The 23,333-nt window shown below is 67.6% G+C and carries 19 protein-coding genes and 1 pseudogene; 15 read left to right on the top strand and 5 right to left on the bottom strand.

Annotation, left to right across the window (positions count from 1 at the left end):
* Positions 1 to 92: 92 nt before the first annotated feature.
* Positions 93 to 491, bottom strand: a complete 399-nt coding sequence (locus AC07OA_RS22575; RefSeq protein ID WP_494666073.1) for a MerR family transcriptional regulator — start codon at positions 489 to 491, stop codon at positions 93 to 95.
* A gap of 72 nt (positions 492 to 563) precedes the next feature.
* On the opposite strand from AC07OA_RS22575, the gene AC07OA_RS22570 reads away from it, so the two are divergent.
* From AC07OA_RS22570 to AC07OA_RS22540, 7 genes are all read left to right on the top strand, one after another.
* On the top strand, positions 564 to 1,301 hold the full coding sequence (locus AC07OA_RS22570; protein ID WP_494666072.1) for a MauE/DoxX family redox-associated membrane protein: 738 nt from the start codon (positions 564 to 566) through the stop codon (positions 1,299 to 1,301).
* A gap of 94 nt (positions 1,302 to 1,395) precedes the next feature.
* Positions 1,396 to 1,605 (top strand): hypothetical protein, encoded by a 210-nt coding sequence (locus AC07OA_RS22565; protein WP_494666071.1) that lies wholly within the window; start codon positions 1,396 to 1,398, stop codon positions 1,603 to 1,605.
* Between the two features lie 83 nt (positions 1,606 to 1,688).
* Positions 1,689 to 2,201 carry a cupin domain-containing protein gene (locus tag AC07OA_RS22560; RefSeq protein ID WP_494666070.1) on the top strand — a complete coding sequence of 171 codons (513 nt, stop codon included), beginning with the start codon at positions 1,689 to 1,691 and terminating at the stop codon, positions 2,199 to 2,201.
* Between the two features lie 154 nt (positions 2,202 to 2,355).
* On the top strand, positions 2,356 to 2,787 hold the full coding sequence (rplK, locus tag AC07OA_RS22555) for a 50S ribosomal protein L11 (protein WP_494666069.1): 432 nt from the start codon (positions 2,356 to 2,358) through the stop codon (positions 2,785 to 2,787).
* Between the two features lie 4 nt (positions 2,788 to 2,791).
* Positions 2,792 to 3,481: a 50S ribosomal protein L1 gene (gene rplA, locus AC07OA_RS22550; RefSeq protein ID WP_494666068.1), complete on the top strand. Its 690-nt coding sequence runs from the start codon at positions 2,792 to 2,794 to the stop codon at positions 3,479 to 3,481.
* A gap of 143 nt (positions 3,482 to 3,624) precedes the next feature.
* A complete protein-coding gene (locus AC07OA_RS22545; RefSeq protein WP_494666067.1) occupies positions 3,625 to 3,801 on the top strand; it encodes a type II toxin-antitoxin system VapB family antitoxin in 177 nt (58 codons plus the stop codon).
* A complete protein-coding gene (locus tag AC07OA_RS22540; RefSeq protein WP_494666066.1) occupies positions 3,798 to 5,012 on the top strand; it encodes a BaiN/RdsA family NAD(P)/FAD-dependent oxidoreductase in 1,215 nt (404 codons plus the stop codon). The genes AC07OA_RS22545 and AC07OA_RS22540 overlap by 4 nt, the downstream gene beginning before the upstream one ends.
* Positions 5,013 to 5,143: 131 nt before the next feature.
* On the opposite strand, the gene AC07OA_RS22535 is transcribed toward AC07OA_RS22540, so the two are convergent.
* Entirely contained in the window at positions 5,144 to 6,505 is a 1,362-nt protein-coding gene (locus AC07OA_RS22535) for an alpha/beta fold hydrolase (protein WP_494666065.1), read from the bottom strand.
* A gap of 88 nt (positions 6,506 to 6,593) precedes the next feature.
* Complete coding sequence (locus tag AC07OA_RS22530; RefSeq protein ID WP_494666064.1) at positions 6,594 to 6,746, bottom strand: hypothetical protein; 153 nt, start codon at positions 6,744 to 6,746, stop codon at positions 6,594 to 6,596.
* 403 nt (positions 6,747 to 7,149) lie between these two features.
* On the opposite strand from AC07OA_RS22530, the gene rplJ reads away from it, so the two are divergent.
* The 5 genes from rplJ (at position 7,150) to AC07OA_RS22505 (ending at position 9,974) form a co-directional block, all read left to right on the top strand.
* Entirely contained in the window at positions 7,150 to 7,668 is a 519-nt protein-coding gene (gene rplJ, locus AC07OA_RS22525) for a 50S ribosomal protein L10 (RefSeq protein WP_494666063.1), read from the top strand.
* A 45-nt stretch (positions 7,669 to 7,713) separates the two neighbouring features.
* Positions 7,714 to 8,097 carry a 50S ribosomal protein L7/L12 gene (gene rplL / locus AC07OA_RS22520; protein ID WP_019848608.1) on the top strand — a complete coding sequence of 128 codons (384 nt, stop codon included), beginning with the start codon at positions 7,714 to 7,716 and terminating at the stop codon, positions 8,095 to 8,097.
* Between the two features lie 190 nt (positions 8,098 to 8,287).
* On the top strand, positions 8,288 to 8,662 hold the full coding sequence (locus AC07OA_RS22515; protein ID WP_494666062.1) for a hypothetical protein: 375 nt from the start codon (positions 8,288 to 8,290) through the stop codon (positions 8,660 to 8,662).
* A 37-nt stretch (positions 8,663 to 8,699) separates the two neighbouring features.
* The gene (locus AC07OA_RS22510) at positions 8,700 to 8,858 is read left to right on the top strand and encodes a hypothetical protein (RefSeq protein ID WP_494666061.1); all 159 of its coding nucleotides are present in this window, start codon (positions 8,700 to 8,702) and stop codon (positions 8,856 to 8,858) included.
* A 69-nt stretch (positions 8,859 to 8,927) separates the two neighbouring features.
* A complete protein-coding gene (locus AC07OA_RS22505; RefSeq protein ID WP_494666060.1) occupies positions 8,928 to 9,974 on the top strand; it encodes a photosystem II stability/assembly factor-like protein in 1,047 nt (348 codons plus the stop codon).
* Positions 9,975 to 9,977: 3 nt separating this feature from the next.
* On the opposite strand, the gene AC07OA_RS22500 is transcribed toward AC07OA_RS22505, so the two are convergent.
* A complete protein-coding gene (locus AC07OA_RS22500; protein ID WP_494666059.1) occupies positions 9,978 to 11,795 on the bottom strand; it encodes a methyl-accepting chemotaxis protein in 1,818 nt (605 codons plus the stop codon).
* Between the two features lie 667 nt (positions 11,796 to 12,462).
* Between AC07OA_RS22500 and rpoB the strand changes: the two genes are divergently transcribed.
* From rpoB to AC07OA_RS22485, 3 genes are all read left to right on the top strand, one after another.
* Entirely contained in the window at positions 12,463 to 16,545 is a 4,083-nt protein-coding gene (rpoB, locus tag AC07OA_RS22495; RefSeq protein WP_494666058.1) for a DNA-directed RNA polymerase subunit beta, read from the top strand.
* 98 nt (positions 16,546 to 16,643) lie between these two features.
* Complete coding sequence (gene rpoC / locus AC07OA_RS22490) at positions 16,644 to 20,828, top strand: DNA-directed RNA polymerase subunit beta' (RefSeq protein ID WP_494666057.1); 4,185 nt, start codon at positions 16,644 to 16,646, stop codon at positions 20,826 to 20,828.
* Positions 20,829 to 21,102: 274 nt separating this feature from the next.
* On the top strand, positions 21,103 to 22,944 hold the full coding sequence (locus AC07OA_RS22485; protein ID WP_494666056.1) for a methyl-accepting chemotaxis protein: 1,842 nt from the start codon (positions 21,103 to 21,105) through the stop codon (positions 22,942 to 22,944).
* On the opposite strand, the pseudogene AC07OA_RS22480 reads toward AC07OA_RS22485, so the two are convergent.
* A pseudogene (locus AC07OA_RS22480) lies at positions 22,871 to 23,333 on the bottom strand (hypothetical protein); the annotation flags it as partial. The gene AC07OA_RS22485 and the pseudogene AC07OA_RS22480 overlap by 74 nt on opposite strands.

The following is a 23,333-nucleotide window of genomic DNA, read 5'->3' as shown; positions in this document are numbered from 1 at the left end:
TCGGGCTACGGCAGATCTCGGACCCTAAGCGCGCCATGATCGAGGGTCAGCAAACCACCCTTCCCGGACGTCGCGATTATCCCCTCCACGCCTCACGCCCCCTCGAACGCCGACAGGATGGGGCAGGGGCCCGAGGTGGTCTCGCTGCAGGTGCGGGCCAGGCGCTTGAGGGCGTCGCGGGCGGCCTGGAGTTCGGCGATCTTCTCGTCCAGGGCGGCGATGCGCTCCAGGGCCAGGCCGCGGGCCTTGGCGTGGTCGTCGCTGGCGTCGAGGGCCAGCAGCTCGGCGATCTGCTCCAGGGTGAAGCCGGCCGCCTGGGCCGCGCGGATGAAGCGCAGCCGGCGCGCGTCGGCCTCGCCGTAGCGGCGCACGCCGCCGGCCGCGCCGCCGCCGTCGGGCCGGGCCGGCTGGTCCAACAGGCCCCGCCGCTGGTAGTAGCGCACGGTCTCCACCCCGACGCCGCCCGCCTGGGCCAGGTCTCCGATCTTCATGTCTTGACTCCGTACCATGGTACGGAACCCATATGAGCCGGGTCCTGTTCTTGGACAAGTCGGAGACCCGCCATGACCGCCCCGCCCACCGCCGTCCTCTACCGGATGGTCACCGCCCAGCACGTCTGCCCCTGGGGCCTGCGGGCCAGGGACCTGCTGCGCCGCAAGGGCTATGCGGTCGAGGATCACCTGCTGACCACCCGCGAGGAGATCGACGTCTTCAAGGCCGCCCACGGGGTCAAGACCACGCCCCAGGCCTTCATCGACGGCCAGCGGATCGGCGGCTACGACGATCTGCGACGTCACTTCGGCCTGAAGGTGCGCGACCCCAAGGCCCTGACCTACACGCCGGTGATCGCGGTGTTCGCCGTCACCGCCCTGATGGCCCTTGCCGTCAGCTACGCCACCAGCGGCCAGGTCCTGACGGTCCATGCGCTGCAGTGGTTCGTCGCTTTTTCGATGTGCGCCCTGGGCATGCTGAAGCTGCGCGACGTCGAGACCTTCTCGACCATGTTCCTGGGCTACGACCTCTTGGCCCAGCGCTGGCTGCCCTATGGCCGCATCTATCCGTTCGCCGAGGTCGGGGCGGGGGTGCTGATGATCGCCGGCGCCCTGACCTGGCTGTCGGCGCCCGTGGCCCTGTTCATCGGCGGGGTGGGGGCGGTGTCGGTGTTCAAGGCGGTCTATATCGACAAGCGCGAGTTGAAATGCGCCTGCGTGGGCGGCGACAGCAATGTGCCGCTGGGCTTCGTCTCGCTGTTGGAGAACGTGATGATGGTGGCCATGGCGATCTGGATGCTGGCGATGTAGCCGCCTTTACGGCCCGCTTACGCCGGCGGGCCAGGGCCGCATGGCGCCTTTACGGCAGGCGGCGCGACAAGGACGCTTCTGCTGGAGCCGTCCGATGTCCGCCTTCCATTGCAAGCTCGCCTCCCTCGCCCTGGCCCTGGCCGCCGTCGGGGGCTTCGTCCTGTTGCTGGCGCTGGCCGCCCAGCATCCGCACGCCGCGCCGCTGCTGCGCATCCTGGCCTTCCTGTGGCTGGTCGCGGCCGGGGCCTCCAAGCTGGTCTTCGACCTGACCGAGACGGCGGTGCGGCGCGAGCGCGGAAAATAGCCGGGCAAGCTTCACGGTTTGTCCTGGCGCAAGCTCAACAATAGGAAGAGTGTGCGAGCGTGCTCTCCAAACGGGATTTCGCCATGCGCCTCCTTCGTCCCTGGACCCTCGCGGTCCTGTGCCTGGCCGGTTCGGCCTGCGCGCCGCCGCCCGCCGCCGAGGCCCCCAAGGTCGCGGCGGTCGATGCGGATCAATGCGGAGGCGCGGCCACGCCGCCGCAGATCCGGCTGACCCCAGCCGAGATCGCCGCCCTGCCCAGCATGGGCAAGCCGGGCGAAATCCAGGCCACGGTGCTCTACGGCAATCCGAAAAAGACGGGCCTCTATACCGAAAGGCTAGCCATTCCGGCCGGCTTCGTGCTGGCCGCCCATACCCACGAGGACACCCGCACGACCACGGTGGTCTCCGGGACCTGGTCCATCGGCTATGGCCGCAAGTTCGACCCGGCCCAGACCAAGGACCTGCCGGCGGGCAGCCTCTACAGCGAACCCAAGCTGGACGCCCACTTCGGCACGGCCAAGGATGGACCGGTGGTGCTGTATGTCACCGGCTGCGGGCCGTCGAACACGATGTTCATCGATCAGCCCCCGCCCTAGACTCGCCGCCGCTCACCTGCTACATGCCGCGCCTTCGCGCCGGGACCTCGTTCCGGGGCGTGCTCGCCATATGGCGGGATCAAATCCGTGGGAGGGACGCCAAGCCCGCACCACGGCTCACCAGCGAGGGCTCCGGCCCTCACGAGAGGATAATATGGCTAAGAAGATCCTGGGCTATATCAAGCTCCAGGTGAAGGCCGGCTCCGCCACGCCTTCGCCCCCCATCGGCCCGGCTCTGGGTCAGCGCGGCGTCAACATCATGGGCTTCTGTAAGGAGTTCAACGCGCGCACCGAGAACGTCGAAAAGGGCACTCCCCTGCCGACCGTCATCACGGTCTATCAGGACAAGTCGTTCACCTTCGTCACCAAGACCCCCCCGGCGACGCACTACCTGAAGCAGGCCACCGGCCTGAAGTCGGGCGCGAAGCTGACCGGTCGCGAGACCGTCGGCGAAGTCACGCGCACCCAGCTGCGCGAGATCGCCGAAAAGAAGATGAAGGACCTGAACGCCAACGACATCGAGGCCGCGGCCAAGATCATCGAAGGCTCCGCCAAGGCCATGGGCCTGAAGATCGTGGAGGCCTAAGATCATGGCCAAGCAACCCAAGCGCATCCAGGCCTGGACCGGCGATCGTGACGCCACCCACGCCGTCGCCGAAGCCATCAAGCTGGTGAAGGCCAACGCCAAGGCCAAGTTCGACGAGTCGGTCGAAATCTCGGTCAACCTCGGCGTCGACCCGCGTCACGCCGACCAACAGGTCCGTGGCGTCGTGAACCTGCCGTCGGGCACCGGCCGCGACGTCCGCGTCGCCGTCTTCGCCAAGGACGCCAAGGCGGCCGAAGCCACCGCGGCGGGCGCCGAGCACGTCGGCGCCGAAGACCTGTACGAAAAGATCGCCGGCGGCTTCATGGACTTCGATCGCGTCATCGCGACCCCGGACATGATGGCCCTGGTCGGTCGCCTCGGTAAGGTGCTGGGCCCGCGCGGCCTGATGCCGAACCCGAAGGTCGGCACCGTGACCCCGAACGTCGGCCAAGCCGTGAAGGACGCCAAGGGCGGCGCCGTCGAGTTCCGCGTCGAGAAGGCGGGCATCGTCCACGCCGGCATCGGCAAGATCTCGTTCACCGACGAAGCCCTGCTGGTCAACGTCAAGGCCCTGGTCGAAGCGCTGAACCGCGCCAAGCCGTCGGGCGCCAAGGGCGTCTATGTGAAGCGCATCGGCCTGTCCTCGACGATGGGTCCGGGCTTCAAGGTCGACGTCGCTTCGGTCAACGCCTAAGCACTTCGGACTTAAGTTAAGCGAGCGGGCGCTGGAGCGATCCAGCGCCCGCTTTGCGTTTGGGGGCTTGGGTGCTTGTTGAGGTGTTTGCTGATGATAGGTTCGGAAGCAGCGATCTCGATCTTCCGTAGAGGCAAATCCCCGTGGCTCTTCATGTCGCAAATCCCGAAGCCTGCGCGATGGTGAAGTCGTTTGCCAAAGAGCGGGGCGTAAGCCTGAGCGAGGCCATCAAAATCGCGGTCCGGGAAGCGCGAGCAGCCGATGAGCGTGACGCGAATGAGAAAGCAGGGCTTTCGGTGACCGACATCGAGCCCGCGTGACCGAACTCCAGACTCCAGACGTCGCCGTGATCGGCGGCGGACCCGCCGGGCTGATGGCGGCCGAGACGCTGAGCGGCGCCGGGCTGTCGGTGGCCGTGTACGAGCGTATGCCGACCCTGGGGCGGAAGTTCCTGATGGCCGGGCGGGGCGGGCTGAACCTGACCCATTCGGAGGACTTCGAGCGGTTCGCCGCCCGCTATGGCGGGGCCGCGCCGGTGCTGCGGCCGATGCTGGAGGCGTTCTCGCCCGCCGACCTCGTGGCCTGGGCCGAAGGGCTGGGGCAGGCGACCTTCGTGGGCACCAGCGGGCGGGTGTTCCCCAAGGCGCTGAAGGCCTCGCCCCTGCTGCGGGCTTGGATCGCGCGACTGGAAGAGCAGGGTGTGGCCCTGAACCTCCGCGCCGCCTGGACCGGCTGGAACGCGGTCGGCGACCTGACCTTCGACACGCCCGACGGGGAGAGCGTCGTGCGGCCGCGCGCGACGATCCTGGCCCTGGGCGGCGCCAGCTGGGCGCGGCTGGGTTCGGACGGCGCCTGGGCGTCCTGGCTGGCCGCGCGCGGCGCCGAGATCGCGCCGTTCCGGCCGGCCAATGTGGGCTTCACGGTCGACTGGACGCCGGTGTTCAAGGAGCGTTTCGCCGGTGCGCCGCTCAAGAACCTCGCCCTGAGCTTCGAGGGGCGGACGGCGCGGGGCGACGCCCTGGCGGCGGGCTACGGCCTGGAGGGCGGGGCGGTCTACGCGCTGTCGGCGGCGCTGCGGGATGCGGTGCAGGCGCGGGGCTCGGCGACGCTGGAGATCGACCTGCGGCCCGACGTGCCGCTGGAGCAGCTGACCGCGCGTCTCTCCAAGCCGCGCGGCGGGCAGTCGCTGTCGAGCTGGCTGCGCAAGGCCGCCCACCTGTCGCCGGTCGAGATCGGCCTGCTGCGCGAGGCCCACGGCCTGGCCCTGCCGGTCGCCCCCGACGCCCTGGCCGCGGCGATCAAGACCGCGCCGCTGACCCTGACCGGGACGCAAGGTCTGGAGCGGGCGATCTCGTCGGCCGGCGGGCTGTCGTTCGAGGCGCTGAACGGCCTGGAGCTGAAGGCCGCGCCCGGCGTCTTCGTGGCCGGCGAGATGCTGGACTGGGAGGCCCCGACCGGCGGCTACCTGCTGCAGGCCTGCTTCGCCACCGGCGTGGCGGCGGCGCGGGCGGTGATCGCCAAACTCACTTAAATCCGCTCATCCCGGCGAATGCCGGGACCCAGATGGAATGGCTTTGAGGCTGACGCCAAAGGCTCGGAGCTCTTCCAATCAGCGCCGCCGTTTGGGATCTGGGTCCCGGCATTCGCCGGGATGAGCGGAATCTATGGCTTCATCGCCGCTCGGATCTTCGCCGCCTGGGCCTCGATGTCCTTGGGATCGCCTTTCTCGTTCTCGACGAACAGCAGCGGCTTGCCGGCCGTGCGGGGGATCACGTGGATGTGCAGGTGCGGCACGCTCTGGCCCACGCCGTTGTTCTGGACGATCGTGAAGCCGCCGACGCCCAGGCCGTCGACCTCGGCCTGGCCCACCTTGGCGGCCACGGTCATGATCCGCGACAGGTCCTGGGGCGAGATCTCCAGGATGTTGCGGGCCTTGGAGGTCTTGGAGATCACCAGCACGTGGCCGGGCTCGGCCGGGGCATGGTCCATGAAGGCCAACACCTGGTCGTCCTCGTAGACCTTGGGCACCACGATCTCGCCGCGCAGGATCTTGGCGAACGGGTTGTTCTCGTCATAGGGCGCCTGCAGCGGGATCTGCGGCGTGCCCACCTTGGCCGAGGCCGGGTCGAAGCGGGCCAGCCACCGCAGCACCTCGGCCTCCAGCGCGATGCGGCTGTCGGAGAAGCTGTGGTCGGTGTCCATGTAGGTTTCGGTCAGGACCGCGCCCGGGGTCGCGTTCGCCGCCGCCGCCAGCTTGCGCGTGGTCGGCGCGCCGGCGTGCTCGGCGCCGATCAGCAGCAGGGGGCGAGCGGCGATCCGGGCGCTCAGGGCTTCCAGGTCCAGCTTGGCGGAGTCGGTCTCGATCTCCTTGACCAGCAGTTCGGCGCTGGTCCCGGCCAGGGGCGCGGTGTCGGGCCGCATGCCCTCGATCGCGGCCTTGCGGGCGGCGGCGTCCGTGATCCCGGCCTTCTCCTTGCCGATGTCCCAGGCGTCGATCAGCACCGTGCCGGCCACGCGGGGTTCGGCGGCCATGGCGTCGGCGGCCATGAAGCCGCCCATGCTGTGGCCGGCCACCACGATCCGGCTGGTGTCGATGCGGTACTTGGCGACGTTGGCGGGGTCGAACAGGAAGGCCACGGCCGCCTCGCCGTCGAGGCGGGCGTTGGCGAAGCTGAACTTCCCGGGGCTGCCCCACGAGCCGCGATAATTGATCTTCAGCACGTTCCAGCCGGCCCGGCGCACCGCCTGCATCAGGTCGATATTGGTCTCATTGCCCGGGAAGCCGTGCAGGAACAGCATCGTCGGATGCGGCTGGTCGCCCGAGGCCAGGTACATCACGGCGTTGACCCGCACCCCGCCGGTCGGGACGGTGAAGGCCGCCATGTCGGCCGGATGGACCGGGTCGCGGGGCGGATCGACGAAGACCGCCTTGGGCAGCGGCTGGGCCTTCGGACCGGCGAGGGCCGGTGTGGCGGCCGAGGCCAGGAGCAAGACGGCCAGGCCGGCGGCGAGCATGCGCTGCATGAACGGATCCCCGATTGTCGATCTTCCCTTTATCGACGAAATCCGAGGCGGCGCCAGGGTTTCCCTCACGAGAGGGAAGCGCGCTTTCTCAGGCGCCTGGCGTCTTGTTCTTCGTCGTCATGGCCATGACGACGGCTCCCGCCGCAAGGCCCAGGCCCGTCCCCAGCGCGACGCCGATGGACAGATTGCCGGTGAGAACGCCGAGGACGGCGCCGAACGCCAGGCCCAAACCCATAGGCATCGTCTTGCCTCCATGCTCGCCGCCAAGAATACCATGGAAGCACGTCTTCGAGGCCCGAAATTCGGTCCGAAGCGCCGCCCGCGCCGGCGGGTGTTGAATTCCTTCCCCAAACCGTCTATACGCCGCCCCTTCTCCGACGGGCTCGCCCGATGGAGATCCTGTTTGAGAACTACGGGGCGTGGGGTCACCAACGCCGTAATCGAGGAAGAGCCCTTCCTCGCCGTCGGGAGACAGGGATAGAGACGCCGACGCTCTCCTGACTCGTGACTTCTGTCCGAGACGGGCACGCGGCCGACTTTCCTTGGAACAGGCTGATGCGACTCGCGTGCGGGAGCGATCCCGCGTGGGACGAGCATTTGGCTGCCGGAATGGTCCGGCCGCTGTTATTGAGTAGGAGACCGCAATGGACCGCGCTCAAAAGCAGGAATCGATCGAGTCGCTGAAAAGCGTCTTCGCCGATGCCGGCGCTGTCGTCGTGACCCACTACATGGGTCTGACCGTTGCGGAAATGACCGACCTTCGTCTCCGCCTCCGCAAGGAAGGCGCCGCGATCAAGGTTGTGAAGAACACCCTGGCCCTCAAGGCTCTGGACGGCAAGCTCGGTGACAAGGGCGAAAAGCTCTTCACCGGTCCGGTCGCCATCGCCTTCGGCCCGGACGCTGTTTCGGCCGCCAAGGTCGCCGTTCAGTTCGCCAAGGAAAACGAGAAGCTCAAGCTTGTCGGTGGCGTCCTGGACCAGACCAATGTGCTGGACGAAGCCGGCGTGCGCGCTCTGGCGACCCTGCCGTCGCTGGACGAACTGCGTGGCAAGCTTATCGGCCTCATCCAGGCTCCGGCGACCAAGATCGCTGGCGTCCTGCAGGCTCCGGCTGGCCAGCTCGCTCGCGTTTTCAACGCCTACGCGACCAAAGACGCCGCGTAACGGTCATCACCGCATCTATCCCTAATCCCATCAAGGAATACACACATGTCCAAGCTCGAAAAGCTGGTTGAAGAACTGTCCACCCTGTCGGTCCTGGAAGCCGCTGAGCTGTCCAAGCTGCTGGAAGAAAAGTGGGGCGTCTCGGCCGCCGCTCCGGTCGCCGTCGCCGCCGTTGGTGGCGCTGCCGCCGCTCCGGCCGAAGCCGCCGAAGAGCAAACCGAGTTCACCGTTGTCCTGACCGACGGCGGCGACAAGAAGATCAACGTGATCAAGGAAGTCCGCGGCGTCCGTCCGGACCTGGGCCTGAAGGAAGCCAAGGACCTGGTCGAAGGCGCTCCGCAGAACGTCGTCGAAAACGTTTCGAAGCAAGTCGCCGAAGAAGTCGCCAAGAAGCTGACCGAAGCCGGCGCCAAGGTCACCGTGAAGTAATTCACGTCCCCGCGCCCTCCTTACAAAAGAGGGGGCGCGCGGGGGACCTGCCGGCGTCAGTTCTCTGACGCTGAAGTTGACGGCCCCGGAGGGAAACCTCCGGGGCCGTTTTCTTTGCGCGCAAGGCCGCCACGGTCCCGCTTTGGCACAGGACTTGCAACCCTCAGGCGAACCGCAAGAGGGGGCAGGCATGGCGATTTCGGGCGTTTCGGGAGGCTATTCGGGCTGGGGCATGAACGTCGCCAGCGGCTCGGCCGTCGGCGGACTGAAGATCGAGTCCCAGAGCGACCTGGACTCGGTGCGGGAGAAGGGCCTGGTCGCCTTCGCCCGAGACGCCAAGAAGAGCGCCTGGGAAGAGAAGCTCAAGCAGTGGCGCGAAGAGGCCATGAAGAGCATGGGGCTGACCCAGGATCGGCTGGACGCCATGCCGGCCGAGCAGCGCTCGGCGGCGCTGCAGAAGATCAACGAGATGATCCAGCAGAAAATCCGCGAGACCATGGAAAACGCCAAGGCTCAGGGCAAGGACGGGGTCTCGGTGCCCAACTTCGTCGACATCACCGCCTGACGTGGAACGGCGGCGAGCCCCGCCGCGTTATCCGGTCATGCTCAAGCTCGCCGGAATCCTGTTCGTCCTGATGATCGTGTTCGGCCTGCTCGGCTTCGTGTTCGACGTCGCGGTGGCCCTGACCAAGATCGCCTTCTTCGTCTGCCTGGTGGGCGCGGGGCTGTCCCTGGCGTCCAAGGCGATCCGCAAGAGCTAGCGGGCGAGACATCGCCCCGGAAGCGTGGCAACCCTGGCCTTACGAGAGTCAGCGCCGGGGCCTTTCCAGATGAACCATCCGCTTCGCCTTCGCCGCCGCGACCTGGTGCTGGGCGCGGCCGCCCTGGTGGCGAGCCCGGTTTTGGCGGCCGACAAGCTGGGCGCCGGCCATATCGAGCTGCCCGAGCCTGGCGCCGTCAGCGAACTGCGCGGCCTGTCCCTGGTCAAGGACGGCTACTGGGCCTCGGGCTCCAAGGGCGTGCTCTATAAAGGCAAGGGACACGCGGTGACGGTGGTTCGGCCCACCGGGGCCGAAGCCCTGGATTTCCGGGGCCTGCATGCCTTCGACGAGGACCATGTGCTGGCCATGAGCGCCGGTCCAGGCCAGGCCTCGCAGCTGTGGCGCACGCGGGACGGCGGGCGCCAGTGGGAGACGGTCGCCGTCAACCAGGACCCCGAGGGCTTCTGGGACGCCATGGTCTTCGCGCCCGACAAGAAGACGGGTTTCATCCTGGGCGATCCGACCGGCGGGGTCTTCACCCTGCTGGTCACCCTGGACGGTGGCGCCACCTGGACGCGGACGCCCGAAGGCGTGCTGCCGCCGGCCGCCAAGGACGAGGCGGCCTTCGCCGCCAGCAACGGCTGCCTGGCCCTGGGGCCGCGCGGACGCATCGCCTTCTGCACCGGCGGGGCCGGCAAGGCGCGGGTCTATCTGTCGCGCGACGGTCGCGGCCAGAAGTTCGACGTGCTGGAGACGCCGATCCCGGCCGACGCCTCCTCGCGCGGGGCCTTCGCCCTGGCGTTCGGGCCCCACGGCGAGCTGTGGGTCTGCGGCGGCGACTTCGAGAAGCCCAAGACCGAAGGCGTGAACCTGGCCTGGCTGGCGTCCGACGGGGCGGCCTTCCAGGCGGTCGGGGCGCCGGGCGGCTATCTGTCGGGGATCGCCACCACGGGGGCGACGGTGCTGGCCACGGGCCTGGCGGGTACGATCGTCAGCCGCGACGGCGGCCATTTCGAGCGCCTGACCACCCAGCCCTTCAACGTCGCGCGGCTGGCCGGTCCCAAGGCGGGCGTGCTGGCCGGGCCCAAGGGCGCGGTCGGCCTCTGGCGAGGGTGAGCCTCAGGCCGCCGCCCGGGATACGGTCGCCGCGCCGGCGACGCGGAAGCGCGAAACCAGCCGGTTCAGCTCGCCCGCCTCGCCCTTGAGGCCGGCCGCGGCGGCGGTGGCCTGCTCGACCATGGCGGCGTTCTGCTGGGTGACCTGGTCCATCTGGTTGATGGCGGTATTGACCTGGGCCAGGCCCACCGACTGCTCCTGGGCCGACATGGCGATCTCGCCGATCAGGGCGTCGATCTCGGCGACCTTGCCGACGATCTCGCTGAGGGCGCGGCCGGTCTCGCCGACCAGGCGCACGCCTTTCTCGACCTGGGCCGAAGAGCCGGCGATCAGCTGCTTGATCTCCTTGGCGGCCTCGGCCGAGCGCTGAGCCAGGGCGCGGACTTCCTGGGCCACGACCGCGAAGCCCTTGCCGGCGTCGCCGGCGCGGGCGGCTTCCACGCCCGCGTTCAGGGCCAGCAGGTTGGTCTGGAAGGCGATCTCGTCGATCACCCCGATGATCTGGCCGATCTGGGCGGAGCCGTCCTCGATCTCGCCCATGGCGGTGACGGCCTCGCCGACGATCTGGCCCGAACGCTCGGCGTCGGCGCGGGCCCCGCTGGCGCTGGAGGAGGCGCGCTTGGCGCCCTCGGCGCTGCGCTTGACCGTGGCGGTGATCTCGTCGAGAGCGGCGGCGGTTTCTTCCAGGCTGGCGGCCTGCTGTTCGGTGCGGCGCGACAGGTCGTCGGAGGCCGTGGAAATCTCCTGCGAGCCGCCCTGGATGCCGCCGACCGCGCCGCTGATCGTGGTCATGGTGTCGCGCAGGCTGTCGATGGCGGCGTTGAAGTCGGTCTTGATCTGGGCGTACTGGCCGGCGAAGGCCACGTCGATGCGGGCCGTCAGGTCGCCCTGGGCCATCCGCGAGAGGCTGGCGGCCAGGCTCTGGACCACCTGGGCCAGTTCGGCCTCGGCCCGCAGGCGCTCGGCCTCGGCGCGGCCGCGCTCGCTCTCGGCCTGGGCGCGCACGGCCTCGGCTTCCTGTTCGACGGAGCGGGCCTTCAGGCCGTTGTCCTTGAAGACCTGCACGGCCTTGGCCATGTCGCCGACCTCGTCGCGGCGGTCCTGGCCGTCGATCATGACCTCCAGGTCGCCGTCGGCCAGGCGGCGCATGCGCTGGGCCAGGGCGTTCAGCGGGCGGCTGATCTTGGCGCGCGAGACCCACAGGCCAAAGCCCAGGGCGGCGCAGCCGGCGACCAGGGCCCCGACCACGCTGATCATGACGGTGCGGTCGGCGTTGGCGGCCAGGGCGCTGCTCTTGGCGCCGTCCGAGGCGGTGTTGGCCTCGTTATAGGCGCGCAGGTCGGCGGTCAGGTCGGCGATCTTGGGATCCAGGCCGGCAAGGACTTCGCGAGCGTGATCATCCTGATCGGCGCGGCCGGCGCGGACCGCCGAGCGGGCAGGGTGGACCAGAGTCTCGATCCGCTGGCGATAGACGCCCAGGGTCTGGGCGTTCTGCGGCTCGAGGCGGATGGCGTTGTCGAGGTTCTTGAAGGCCTTGGCGACGGCGTCTTCGAAAGCCTTCTCGGCCGCGGCCGCCTCGGCGCTGGCGCCGTCATAGGCCATGGTGCGGTAGGCCGCGTAGCCGATCTGATTGATCTGGCGGGTGGCGCGGGCCACCTCGACGGCGGCGGGCGCGCTGCGCTCGGTCAGCGTCTTGTACTCGCCGGCGATCGACCGCAGCTGAAAGCTCGTATAGCCCGAGCAGATGACGAAGGCCGTGGCCAGCACCAGCAGGGCCGTCAGAATTTTGGTCGAGATCTTCCAGTGATCGAAGGCTTGCATGGCGGCGGTCCGGGAAGCTCCACCAGCACTGCGTGCGCCGGTCGGGAAGAGCAACCATTGCTAGTTTTCGCGGCCGTGGTGAACGGCCAGTTAAATGGCGAGTATAAGGGCAGTCATGGAGGTGCGTCCGGTGGTCGCAGGTCTTTGATGAACGCATTCGACGAGTTTAGCCAAAGGGAATATCGAGTCATAACGTAAGTATATATGCGTATAAGGCGTCATTTCTGCCTGCATGCCTTCTCGAGTCCATTGTCGGATTCGCGACAATAGCTGCGGATGGGGGATCTGGTCTCCCGCATGCTGAAGCTCGGTGGCGTCCTGCTTCGCCATCGACGGGAGCGGAGGCGCAGACGAGAGCGGCCTGCCGGTCGCGACGCGCGCATTCACGACGTTTTACGAATTCCCCTTTTCTTCCGTCGTCGCATCCCCTATATCCCCGCGTTCACGATGATATCGGCGGAGCGCTTTGGCGCGTCCGTATTACGCCCCGAGGCGCGGTCAGCCGCCCTCCGACCAGCGCGAAGGGGCGCCCTCGAGCTTCCGGTCCCGGTCGCTCGATAGGGGAATTCCAGCGTCCGCAGCTCTCCTTACAAGGAGGGCGGCGAGGGTGGACGCCGAGGCATTCGAATTCACGCGCGGACTCCGTTCCGCGCCGCAGGGAAAAAACATGGCGCAATCCTTCACCGGCAAGAAGCGGATCCGGAAGTCTTTCGGCCGCATCCCCGAAGCTGTGCAGATGCCGAACCTCATCGAGGTTCAGCGCTCCTCCTACGAGCAGTTCCTTCAGCGCGAGGTCCGTCCGGGCCAACGCCGCGACGAAGGCATCGAGGCGGTCTTCAAGTCGGTGTTCCCGATCAAGGACTTCAACGAGCGCGCGGTGCTCGAATACGTCTCGTACGAATTCGAAGAGCCCAAGTACGACGTTGAAGAGTGCATCCAGCGCGACATGACCTTCGCGGCCCCGCTGAAGGTCAAGCTGCGCCTGATCGTGTTCGAAACGGAAGAAGAAACCGGCGCCCGGTCCGTCAAGGACATCAAGGAGCAGGACGTCTACATGGGCGACATCCCGCTCATGACCGACAAGGGCACCTTCATCGTCAACGGCACCGAGCGCGTCATCGTCTCGCAGATGCACCGTTCGCCTGGCGTGTTCTTCGACCACGACAAGGGCAAGACCCACGCCTCGGGCAAGCTGCTGTTCGCCGCCCGCGTGATCCCGTACCGCGGCTCGTGGCTGGACTTCGAGTTCGACGCCAAGGACGTGGTCTATGTCCGCATCGACCGTCGCCGCAAGCTGCCCGCCACCACCTTCCTCTATGCCCTGGGCATGGACGGCGAAGAGATCCTGACGACGTTCTATGACGTCGTCCCGTTCGAGAAGCGCACCGCCGCCGGCGCTGAAGGCTGGGCCACGCCCTACAAGCCCGAGCGTTGGCGCGGCGTGAAGCCGGAGTTCGCTCTGGTCGACGCCGACACCGGCGAGGAAGTCGCCCCGGCCGGCACCAAGATCACCGCCCGCCAGGCCAAGAAGCTGGCCGACAACGGCCTGAAGACCCTGCTGCTGGGTCCGGAAGCCCTGACCGGCCGCTACCTGGCCCGCGACGCCGTCAACTTCGAGAACGGCGAAATCTACGCCGAGGCCGGCGACGAGCTGGACGTCACCTCGATCCAGGCCCTGGCCGACCAAGGCTTCAGCACCATCGACGTGCTGGACATCGACCACGTCACGGTCGGCGCCTACATGCGCAACACCCTGCGCGTGGACAAGAACGCCGTCCGCGAGGACGCCCTGTTCGACATCTACCGCGTGATGCGTCCGGGCGAGCCGCCGACCGTCGAAGCCGCCGAAGCGATGTTCAAGTCGCTGTTCTTCGACGCCGAGCGCTACGACCTGTCGGCCGTGGGCCGCGTGAAGATGAACATGCGCCTGGAGCTGGACGCTTCGGACGAGATGCGCGTCCTGCGCAAGGAAGACGTGCTGGCGGTCCTGCAGCTGCTGGTCGGCCTGCGCGACGGCCGCGGCGAAATCGACGACATCGACAACCTGGGCAACCGCCGGGTGCGTTCGGTGGGCGAGCTGCTGGAAAACCAGTACCGCGTCGGCCTGCTGCGCATGGAGCGCGCCATCAAGGAACGCATGTCGTCGGTCGACATCGACACCGTGATGCCGCACGACCTGATCAACGCCAAGCCGGCCGCGGCCTCGGTGCGTGAATTCTTCGGCTCCTCGCAGCTGTCGCAGTTCATGGACCAGACCAACCCGCTGTCGGAGATCACCCACAAGCGTCGTCTCTCGGCGCTTGGCCCGGGCGGTCTGACCCGCGAGCGCGCCGGCTTCGAAGTCCGCGACGTTCACCCGACCCACTACGGCCGCATCTGCCCGATCGAAACGCCGGAAGGCCCGAACATCGGTCTGATCAACTCGCTGGCCACCCACGCCCGCGTGAACAAGTACGGCTTCATCGAGAGCCCCTACCGTCGCGTCGCCGACGGCAAGCCGCTCGAAGAGGTCGTCTACATGTCGGCCATGGAAGAGTCGAAGCACGTCATCGCGCAGTCGAACATCGCTGTGTCGAACGGCGAGATCGTCGACGACCTGGTCCCCGGCCGGATCAACGGCGAACCCACCCTGCTCCAAAAGGAACAGGTGGACCTGATGGACGTGTCGCCGCGCCAAGTCGTGTCGGTGGCCGCGGCCCTGATCCCGTTCCTGGAAAACGACGACGCCAACCGCGCCCTCATGGGCTCGAACATGCAACGTCAGGCCGTGCCCCTCGTGCAATCCGATGCCCCTCTCGTGGGAACGGGCATGGAAGCCGTGGTCGCCCGTGACTCGGGCGCCGTGGTCATCGCCAAGCGCACCGGCGTGGTCGAGCAGATCGACGGCACCCGTATCGTCGTGCGCGCCACGGAAGAGACCGACAGCGCCCGTTCGGGCGTCGACATCTACCGCCTGTCGAAGTTCCAGCGTTCGAACCAGTCGACCTGCATCAACCAGCGCCCGCTGGTGAAGGTGGGCGACAAGATCAGCGCTGGCGACATCATCGCCGACGGTCCGTCGACCGAGCTGGGCGAACTGGCCCTGGGCCGCAACGCGCTCGTCGCGTTCATGCCCTGGAACGGCTACAACTTCGAAGACTCGATCCTGATCTCCGAACGCATCGTCCGTGACGACGTCTTCACCTCGATCCACATCGAGGAATTCGAAGTCATGGCCCGCGACACGAAGCTGGGTCCGGAAGAAATCACCCGCGACATCCCCAACGTCGGCGAGGAAGCCCTGCGCAACCTCGACGAAGCGGGCATCGTGGCGATCGGCGCCGAAGTCCAGCCGGGCGACATCCTGGTCGGCAAGGTCACGCCGAAGGGCGAAAGCCCGATGACGCCGGAAGAAAAGCTGCTGCGCGCCATCTTCGGCGAAAAGGCCTCGGACGTCCGCGACACCAGCCTGCGCCTGCCCCCGGGCGTCGCCGGCACCATCGTCGACGTGCGCGTGTTCAACCGTCACGGCGTCGACAAGGACGAACGCGCCCTGGCCATCGAGCGCGCCGAGATCGACCGCCTGGGCAAGGACCGCGACGACGAGTTCGCGATCCTGAACCGCAACATCTCGGGCCGTCTGCGCGAGCTGCTGATCGGCAACGTCGCCCTGTCGGGTCCCAAGGGCCTGTCGCGCGGCGAGATCACCGCCGAAGGCCTGGCTGAAGTCCAGCCGGGTCTGTGGTGGCAGATCGCGCTCGAGGACGAGAAGGCGATGGGCGAACTGGAAAGCCTGCGTCGTCTGTTCGACGAGAACCGCAAGCGTCTGGACCGTCGCTTCGAGGACAAGGTCGACAAGCTGCAGCGCGGCGACGAACTGCCCCCGGGCGTGATGAAGATGGTCAAGGTCTTCGTGGCCGTGAAGCGCAAGCTTCAGCCGGGCGACAAGATGGCCGGCCGTCACGGCAACAAGGGCGTCATCTCGCGCATCCTGCCGATCGAGGACATGCCGTTCCTCGCCGACGGGACGCACGTGGACGTCGTTCTGAACCCGCTGGGCGTGCCTTCGCGCATGAACGTCGGCCAGATCTTCGAAACCCACCTGGGCTGGGCCTGCGCCAACCTCGGCAAGCAGATCACCACGCTGCTGGAAGACTGGCAGCACGGTGGCCAGAAGGACGCCCTGGTGACGCGCCTGCGCGACATCTACGGCCCCGACGAGGAACTGCCGGAAACCGAGGAAGAGCTGGTCGAACTGGCCCGCAACCTCGGCAAGGGCGTTCCGATCGCCACCCCGGTGTTCGACGGCGCGCGCATGGACGACATCGAGGACCACCTCGAAATGGCCGGCGTCAACAAGTCGGGCCAGTCGATCCTGTACGACGGCCAGACGGGCGACCAGTTCAAGCGTCCGGTCACGGTCGGCTACATCTACATGCTGAAGCTGCACCACCTGGTCGACGACAAGATCCACGCCCGTTCGATCGGTCCGTACTCGCTCGTCACGCAACAGCCGCTGGGTGGTAAGGCCCAGTTCGGCGGTCAGCGCTTCGGGGAAATGGAAGTGTGGGCTCTGGAAGCCTACGGCGCGGCCTACACCCTGCAGGAAATGCTGACGGTGAAGTCCGACGACGTGGCCGGCCGGACCAAGGTCTACGAGTCGATCGTCCGCGGCGACGACACGTTCGAAGCCGGTATCCCGGAAAGCTTCAACGTGCTGGTCAAGGAAATGCGCTCGCTCGGCCTGAACGTCGAGCTGGAGAACAGCTGATCCGGATCTCCCTCCTCTGCCTCGGCAGGGGAGGGGCCTCCTCTCAGCCCGCTCTCCAACTTTGAATTTTCGCGGGTAGTCCCGCAGAAGGAACCAAGATGAACCAGGAAGTCCTGAACATCTTCAATCCGGTCCAGGCCGCTCCGACCTTCGACCAGATCCGCATCTCGCTGGCCTCGCCGGAAAAGATCCGCTCGTGGTCGTTCGGCGAGATCAAGAAGCCGGAAACCATCAACTACCGCACGTTCAAGCCCGAGCGTGACGGCCTGTTCTGCGCCCGTATCTTTGGCCCGACCAAGGACTACGAATGCCTGTGCGGCAAGTACAAGCGCATGAAGTACAAGGGCATCATCTGCGAGAAGTGCGGCGTCGAAGTCACCCTCGCCCGCGTCCGTCGCGAGCGCATGGGCCACATCGAGCTGGCCTCGCCGGTCGCCCACATCTGGTTCCTGAAGTCGCTGCCCTCGCGCATCGCCATGATGCTGGACATGCCGCTGAAGGACATCGAGCGCGTCCTGTACTTCGAATACTACATCGTCACCGAGCCGGGCCTGACCCCGCTGAAGCAGCACCAACTGCTCAGCGAGGACGACTTCATGCGCGCCCAGGACGAATACGGCGACGACAGCTTCACCGCCGAGATCGGCGCCGAGGCCGTCCAGAACCTGCTCAAGGCGATCGACCTCGAGAAGGAAGCCGAGAAGCTGCGCGAAGAGCTGGCGGGCAACCCGTCGGACATGAAGCAGAAGAAGTTTTCGAAGCGCCTGAAGATCCTGGAAGCCTTCCAGGAGTCGGGCAACCGTCCGGAATGGATGGTGCTGACGGTCGTGCCGGTGATCCCGCCGGAACTGCGCCCGCTGGTGCCGCTGGACGGCGGCCGCTTCGCGACCTCGGACCTGAACGACCTGTATCGCCGGGTCATCAACCGTAACAACCGCCTCAAGCGCCTGATCGAGCTGCGCGCCCCCGACATCATCATCCGCAACGAAAAGCGGATGCTGCAGGAGTCGGTCGACGCCCTGTTCGACAACGGCCGCCGCGGTCGCGTCATCACCGGCGCCAACAAGCGTCCGCTGAAGTCGCTGGCCGACATGCTGAAGGGCAAGCAAGGCCGCTTCCGTCAGAACCTGCTGGGCAAGCGCGTCGACTATTCGGGCCGTTCGGTCATCGTCGTGGGTCCGGACCTGAAGCTGCACGAGTGCGGCCTGCCCAAGAAGATGGCCCTGGAGCTGTTCAAGCCGTTCATCTACGCGCGCCTGGACGCCAAGGGCCTGTCGGGCACCGTCAAGCAGTCCAAGCGCATGGTCGAGCGCGAACAGCCCCAGGTGTGGGACATCCTCGAAGAGGTGATCCGCGAGCACCCGGTGATGCTGAACCGCGCGCCGACGCTTCACCGTCTGGGCATCCAGGCGTTCGAGCCCAAGCTGATCGAGGGCAAGGCCATCCAGCTGCACCCGCTGGTCTGCGCCGCGTTCAACGCCGACTTCGACGGCGACCAGATGGCCGTGCACGTCCCGCTGAGCCTCGAGGCCCAGCTGGAAGCGCGCGTCCTGATGATGTCGACCAACAACATCCTGTCGCCCGCCAACGGTCGCCCGATCATCGTGCCGTCGCAGGACATCGTCCTGGGTCTGTACTACCTGTCGGTCGCTCGCGACGGCGAGCCGGGTGAAGGCAAGATCTTCGCCGACCTGGGCGAGATCGAAGCCGCCATGGACGCCGGCGTCGTGTCGCTGCACGCCAAGATCAAGTCGCGCTTCACCGAAGTGGAAGCCGATGGCGTGGCCCGTCGCCGCGTGATCGACACCACCCCGGGCCGCATGAAGATCGCCGCCCTGCTGCCGCGCCACCCCGCGATCGGTCACCGACTGATCGAGAAGGCGCTGACCAAGAAGGAAATCGGCAATCTGATCGACGTCGTCTACCGCCACTGCGGTCAGAAGGCGACGGTCATCTTCGCCGACCAGATCATGGGTCTGGGCTTCAAGGAAGCGGCCAAGGCCGGCATCTCCTTCGGCAAGGACGACATCATCATCCCCAAGCGGAAGGAGGCGATCGTCGCCGAGACCCGCACCCTGGCCGAAGAGTACGAGCAACAGTACGCCGACGGCCTGATCACCAAGGGCGAGAAGTACAACAAGGTCGTCGACGCCTGGGCCAAGGCGACGGACCGCGTCGCCGACGAGATGATGGCCGAGCTTCAGATGAAGCATAAGGACGAGAACGGCCGCGAGCGCGAGATCAACGCCATCTACATGATGGCCCACTCCGGCGCCCGTGGTTCGCAGGCCCAGATGAAGCAGCTGGGCGGCATGCGCGGCCTGATGGCCAAGCCCTCCGGCGAGATCATCGAGACCCCGATCGTCTCGAACTTCAAGGAAGGCCTGACCGTTCAGGAGTACTTCAACTCGACCCACGGCGCTCGTAAGGGCCTGGCGGACACCGCGCTGAAGACCGCCAACTCGGGCTACCTGACCCGTCGCCTGGTCGACGTCGCGCAGGACTGCATCATCGTCGAGGAAGACTGCGGCACCACGCGGGGCATCACCCTGCGCGCCGTGGTCGAAGGCGGCGACGTGCTGGTCTCGCTGGGCGCCCGCGTCCTGGGCCGCTTCTCGGCCGAGGACATCAAGGACCCGGCGACCGGCGAGATCATCGTGCCGGCCGACACCTATCTGAACGAAAACATGGCCGACCTCATCGAGGCCGCCGCCGTTCAGTCGGTGAAGGTCCGTTCGGTCCTGACCTGCGAAGCCAAGATCGGCGTCTGCGGCGCCTGCTACGGTCGCGACCTGGCTCGCGGCACGCCGGTGAACATCGGTGAAGCCGTCGGCGTCATCGCCGCCCAGTCGATCGGCGAGCCCGGCACCCAGCTGACGATGCGGACCTTCCACATCGGCGGCACCGCCCAGGTGGCCGAGCAGTCGTTCTTCGAAAGCAGCAACGACGGCGTGGTCCGCGTGACCGGCGCCACCGTCACCGCTTCGGACGGCGCCCTGGTCGTGATGAGCCGCAACACCTCGGTGAGCGTGCTGGTCGACGGCAAGGAACGCGAAAACTACAAGCCGCCTTACGGCTCGCGCCTGAAGGTCAAGGACGGCGAGAAGGTCAAGCGCGGCCAGCGCCTGGCCGATTGGGACCCCTACACCACCCCGATCATCACCGAAGTCGCCGGCCGCATCCGCGCCGAAGACCTGGTGGACGGCTTCTCCGTCCGCGAGGAAACCGACGAAGCCACCGGCATCGCGCAGCGCGTGATCGCCGACTGGCGGACCTCGGCCCGCGCCTCGGACCTGCGTCCGGCCATGGGCGTGCTGGGCGAGGACGGCTCGTACGTCCGTCTGGCCAACGGCGGCGAGGCTCGCTACCTGATGTCGGTCGGCGCCATTCTCTCCGTCGCCGACGGGGACATGGTCAAGCCGGGCGAGGTCATCGCGCGTATCCCGACCGAAGGCGCCAAGACCCGGGACATCACCGGTGGTCTGCCGCGCGTCGCCGAACTCTTCGAAGCCCGCCGTCCGAAGGACTGCGCGGTCATCGCGGAAATGGACGGCCGTGTCGAATTCGGCAAGGACTACAAGAACAAGCGCCGGATCAAGATCACTCCGGACATCGACGCCGACGGCAACCAGCCCGAAGCGGTCGAGTTCCTGATCCCGAAGGGCAAGCACATCGCGGTGCACGATGGCGACTTCATCGCGCGCGGCGAGTACATCATCGACGGCAACCCGGATCCGCACGACATCCTGCGCATCCTGGGCGTCGAGGCCCTGGCCAACTTCCTCGTGGACGAAATCCAGGAGGTCTACCGACTGCAGGGCGTGCCGATCAACGACAAGCACATCGAGACGATCGTTCGTCAGATGCTGCAGAAGGTCGAGATCCTGGAGCCGGGCGATACGGGTCTGATCAAGGGCGATCACCTGGACAAGCCCGAGTTCTACCACGAGCAGGACAAGGCCATCGCTCGCGGCGGCCGTCCGGCGACCACCCAGCCGGTGCTGCTCGGCATCACCAAGGCCTCGCTGCAGACCAAGAGCTTCATCTCGGCCGCGTCGTTCCAAGAAACGACCCGCGTCCTGACCGAAGCCTCGGTGCACGGCAAGACCGACACCCTGGAAGGCCTGAAGGAAAACGTGATCGTGGGTCGCCTGATCCCCGCCGGCACGGGTTCCTACCTGCGCAGCCTGCAGCGCGTCGCCGCCAAGCGCGACGAGCAGCTGGCCCAGCAGCGCGAAGAAGCGATGGAGCCGCTGCCGGCCATCATCGCCGAAGAAGCCTAGGCTTCCTTCGAGGACTGAAAAACGAGACGGCCCGGGAGCGATCCCGGGCCGTTTTGTTTTGGCGCCTGGCCCGCGAGGCGGGGAGGTGGCGCGATGCGCGGCGTCGTGATGAAGGTATCGGTACCATGTGTGGCGTTCGGCGAACGCCGTGCGCCATGCTGCGGCGCAATGTCGCGGAGTTCCTCTTTCACCGTAGTGACTTATACGGTTAAGCCTTGTTTCAAACTTTGCGCCGCATTGATGTGGATCAAATCCCACAAAAACATGGCGCCCAATGCGTTCCGACATCTCCACGAAGGTCAGCCTGACCGTCGTCGCCGCGTTCATGACCCTGCTGCTGGCCCTTCTGGCCATCGTGGGCAAGAACTCGCTCGATTTCGCCAAGGCCCAGGCGGTGAGCCAGCAGGAAGCCAGCATGCGCGTGGCCTGGGACGCGGTCGGCGGCCAGGGCGCCAGCTTCGCGCGGGAAGGCGACAAGCTGACGGTCGGCGGCAAGCCGCTGAACGGCGACGTCGCCACGGTCGACCACGTCAAGGATCTGGTCGGCGGCGTGGCCACCATCTTCATGGGTGACACTCGGGTGGCCACCAACGTGGCCAAGCCGGACGGCAGCCGCGCGGTCGGCACGCCCCTGGCCAAGGGGCCGGTCTATGACGCCGTGCTGGGTCGCGGCGAGGCCTATCGCGGCGAGACCAAGATCCTGGGCAAGCCCTATTTCGCCGCCTACGACCCGATCAAGAACGCCTCGGGGGAGGTGATCGGCATCATGTTCGTGGGCGTGGCCAAGGCCGACTACTTCCAGCCGGTCTATCGCCAGCTGATCTGGCTGGCCGTGGCCGGCGTGGTGCTGGCCGGCCTGGGCGTGGCCGTCTCGGTGTCGATGGTGCGTCGCCAGCTGTCGCCGCTGCGCGACCTGCGCGACGCCATGAAGCGGGTGATGGGCGGCGATCTTTCCGTGGCCCTGCCGTTCGCCGGCCGCCGCGACGACATCGGCCTGATGGCCGACGCGGTCCACGCCTTCCGCGACGAGGCCCGCGAGAAGAGCCGCATCGAGGGCGAGGCCGAGCGCCACCGCCAGTCCGCCGAGGCCGAGCGCCGCCTGTCGGCCGACCGCGACCAGCAGCAGGCCGAGGCCCAGGCCCAGGTCGTCTCGCGCCTGGCCCAGGGTCTGGACCGGCTGCACGCCGGCGACCTGACCGTGCGCCTGAACGAAGCCTTCGCGCCGGAATACGAGCGCCTGCGTTCGGACTTCAACCAGGCCGTCGAACGTCTTGAGCAGGCCATGGGCGCCGTGGTCTCGGCCGTGGGCGGCCTGACCGCCGGGGCCAACGGCATCGCCGGCGCCGCGGGCGACCTGTCGGCGCGCAGCGAGCAGCAGGCCGCCAGCCTGGAAGAGGCCGCCGCCGCCCTGACCGAGATCACCGGCGCCGTCCGCGTCGCCGCCGATGGGGCGCGCGGCGCCCGCGAGGCGGTCAGCGAGGCCCAGGCCGAGGCCGGCCGCTCGCGCACCGTGGTCCAGGAGACCATCGACGCCATCGGCGGCATCGAGACCTCCTCGCGCCAGGTGGCCCAGATCATCGGCGTCATCGACGAGATCGCCTTCCAGACCAACCTGCTGGCCCTGAACGCGGGCGTCGAAGCGGCTCGCGCCGGGGACGCCGGTCGCGGCTTCGCGGTCGTCGCCCAGGAAGTGCGGGCTCTGGCCCAGCGCTCGGCCGAGGCGGCCAAGGAGATCAAGATTCACATCGCCGACTCCGCCCGCCAGGTCGAGTCCGGGGTGGTGCTGGTGGGCCGCACGGGCGAGGCCCTGCAGAAGATCGCCGGCCAGGTGGGCGCCATCGACGGGGTGATCGGCCAGATCGCCGCCTCGGCCGCCGAACAGGCCGCCGGCCTCTCGGAGGTCAATTCCGCCGTCAACCAGATGGACCAGGCCACCCAGAAGAACGCCGCCATGGTCAACCGCTCGGCCGCCGACAGCATGACCCTGGTGCGCGAGGTCGAGGGCCTGGCCGAACTGGTCGGTCACTTCAAGGTGGGCGGCGTCAGCGCTGGCCGTCCTGGCGCTCGGCCTTCTTCCGCCGCGCCTCGGCCTTCTTCGCATCATCGAGCCGCTTGAGGGCCTGCTGGGTCGCCGACATCTGGCGGCCCAGCCCGTCCTGCTCGGCGCCCAGCACCCAGGGAATGTCCTTGCCCTTGCCCGGGTCGTCCCGATCGCGGTGATTGACGCCCGGACCGACATTGGCCTCGCGATAGGCCCGGTCGGCCTGCTGGCGTAGCGCCTGGGCGTCGAAGTCCCGCCGCTTGGCCGCGTCCATGGGCGCCGAATAGTCGGGCGCGTTGCGGGCCACGGCCCCGAACTTCTCGTCGCAATGCTCCTGCTCACGCCGGTTGAGGCCGACGGCCTGGGCGTTGGCGCAGCCCGCCGCGCTGCCGCGCAGGGCCGCGCGCAGGTCGCCGCGCGGCCCCTCGGCCCGGGACGAGGCCTGGGCGCCGGGACCGGTGGCG

The organism is Caulobacter sp. GW821-FHT09B08 (assembly GCF_059418225.1).
The sequence above is the reverse complement of the archived record's forward strand: the minus strand, read 5'-3'. Positions and strand labels throughout refer to the sequence as shown.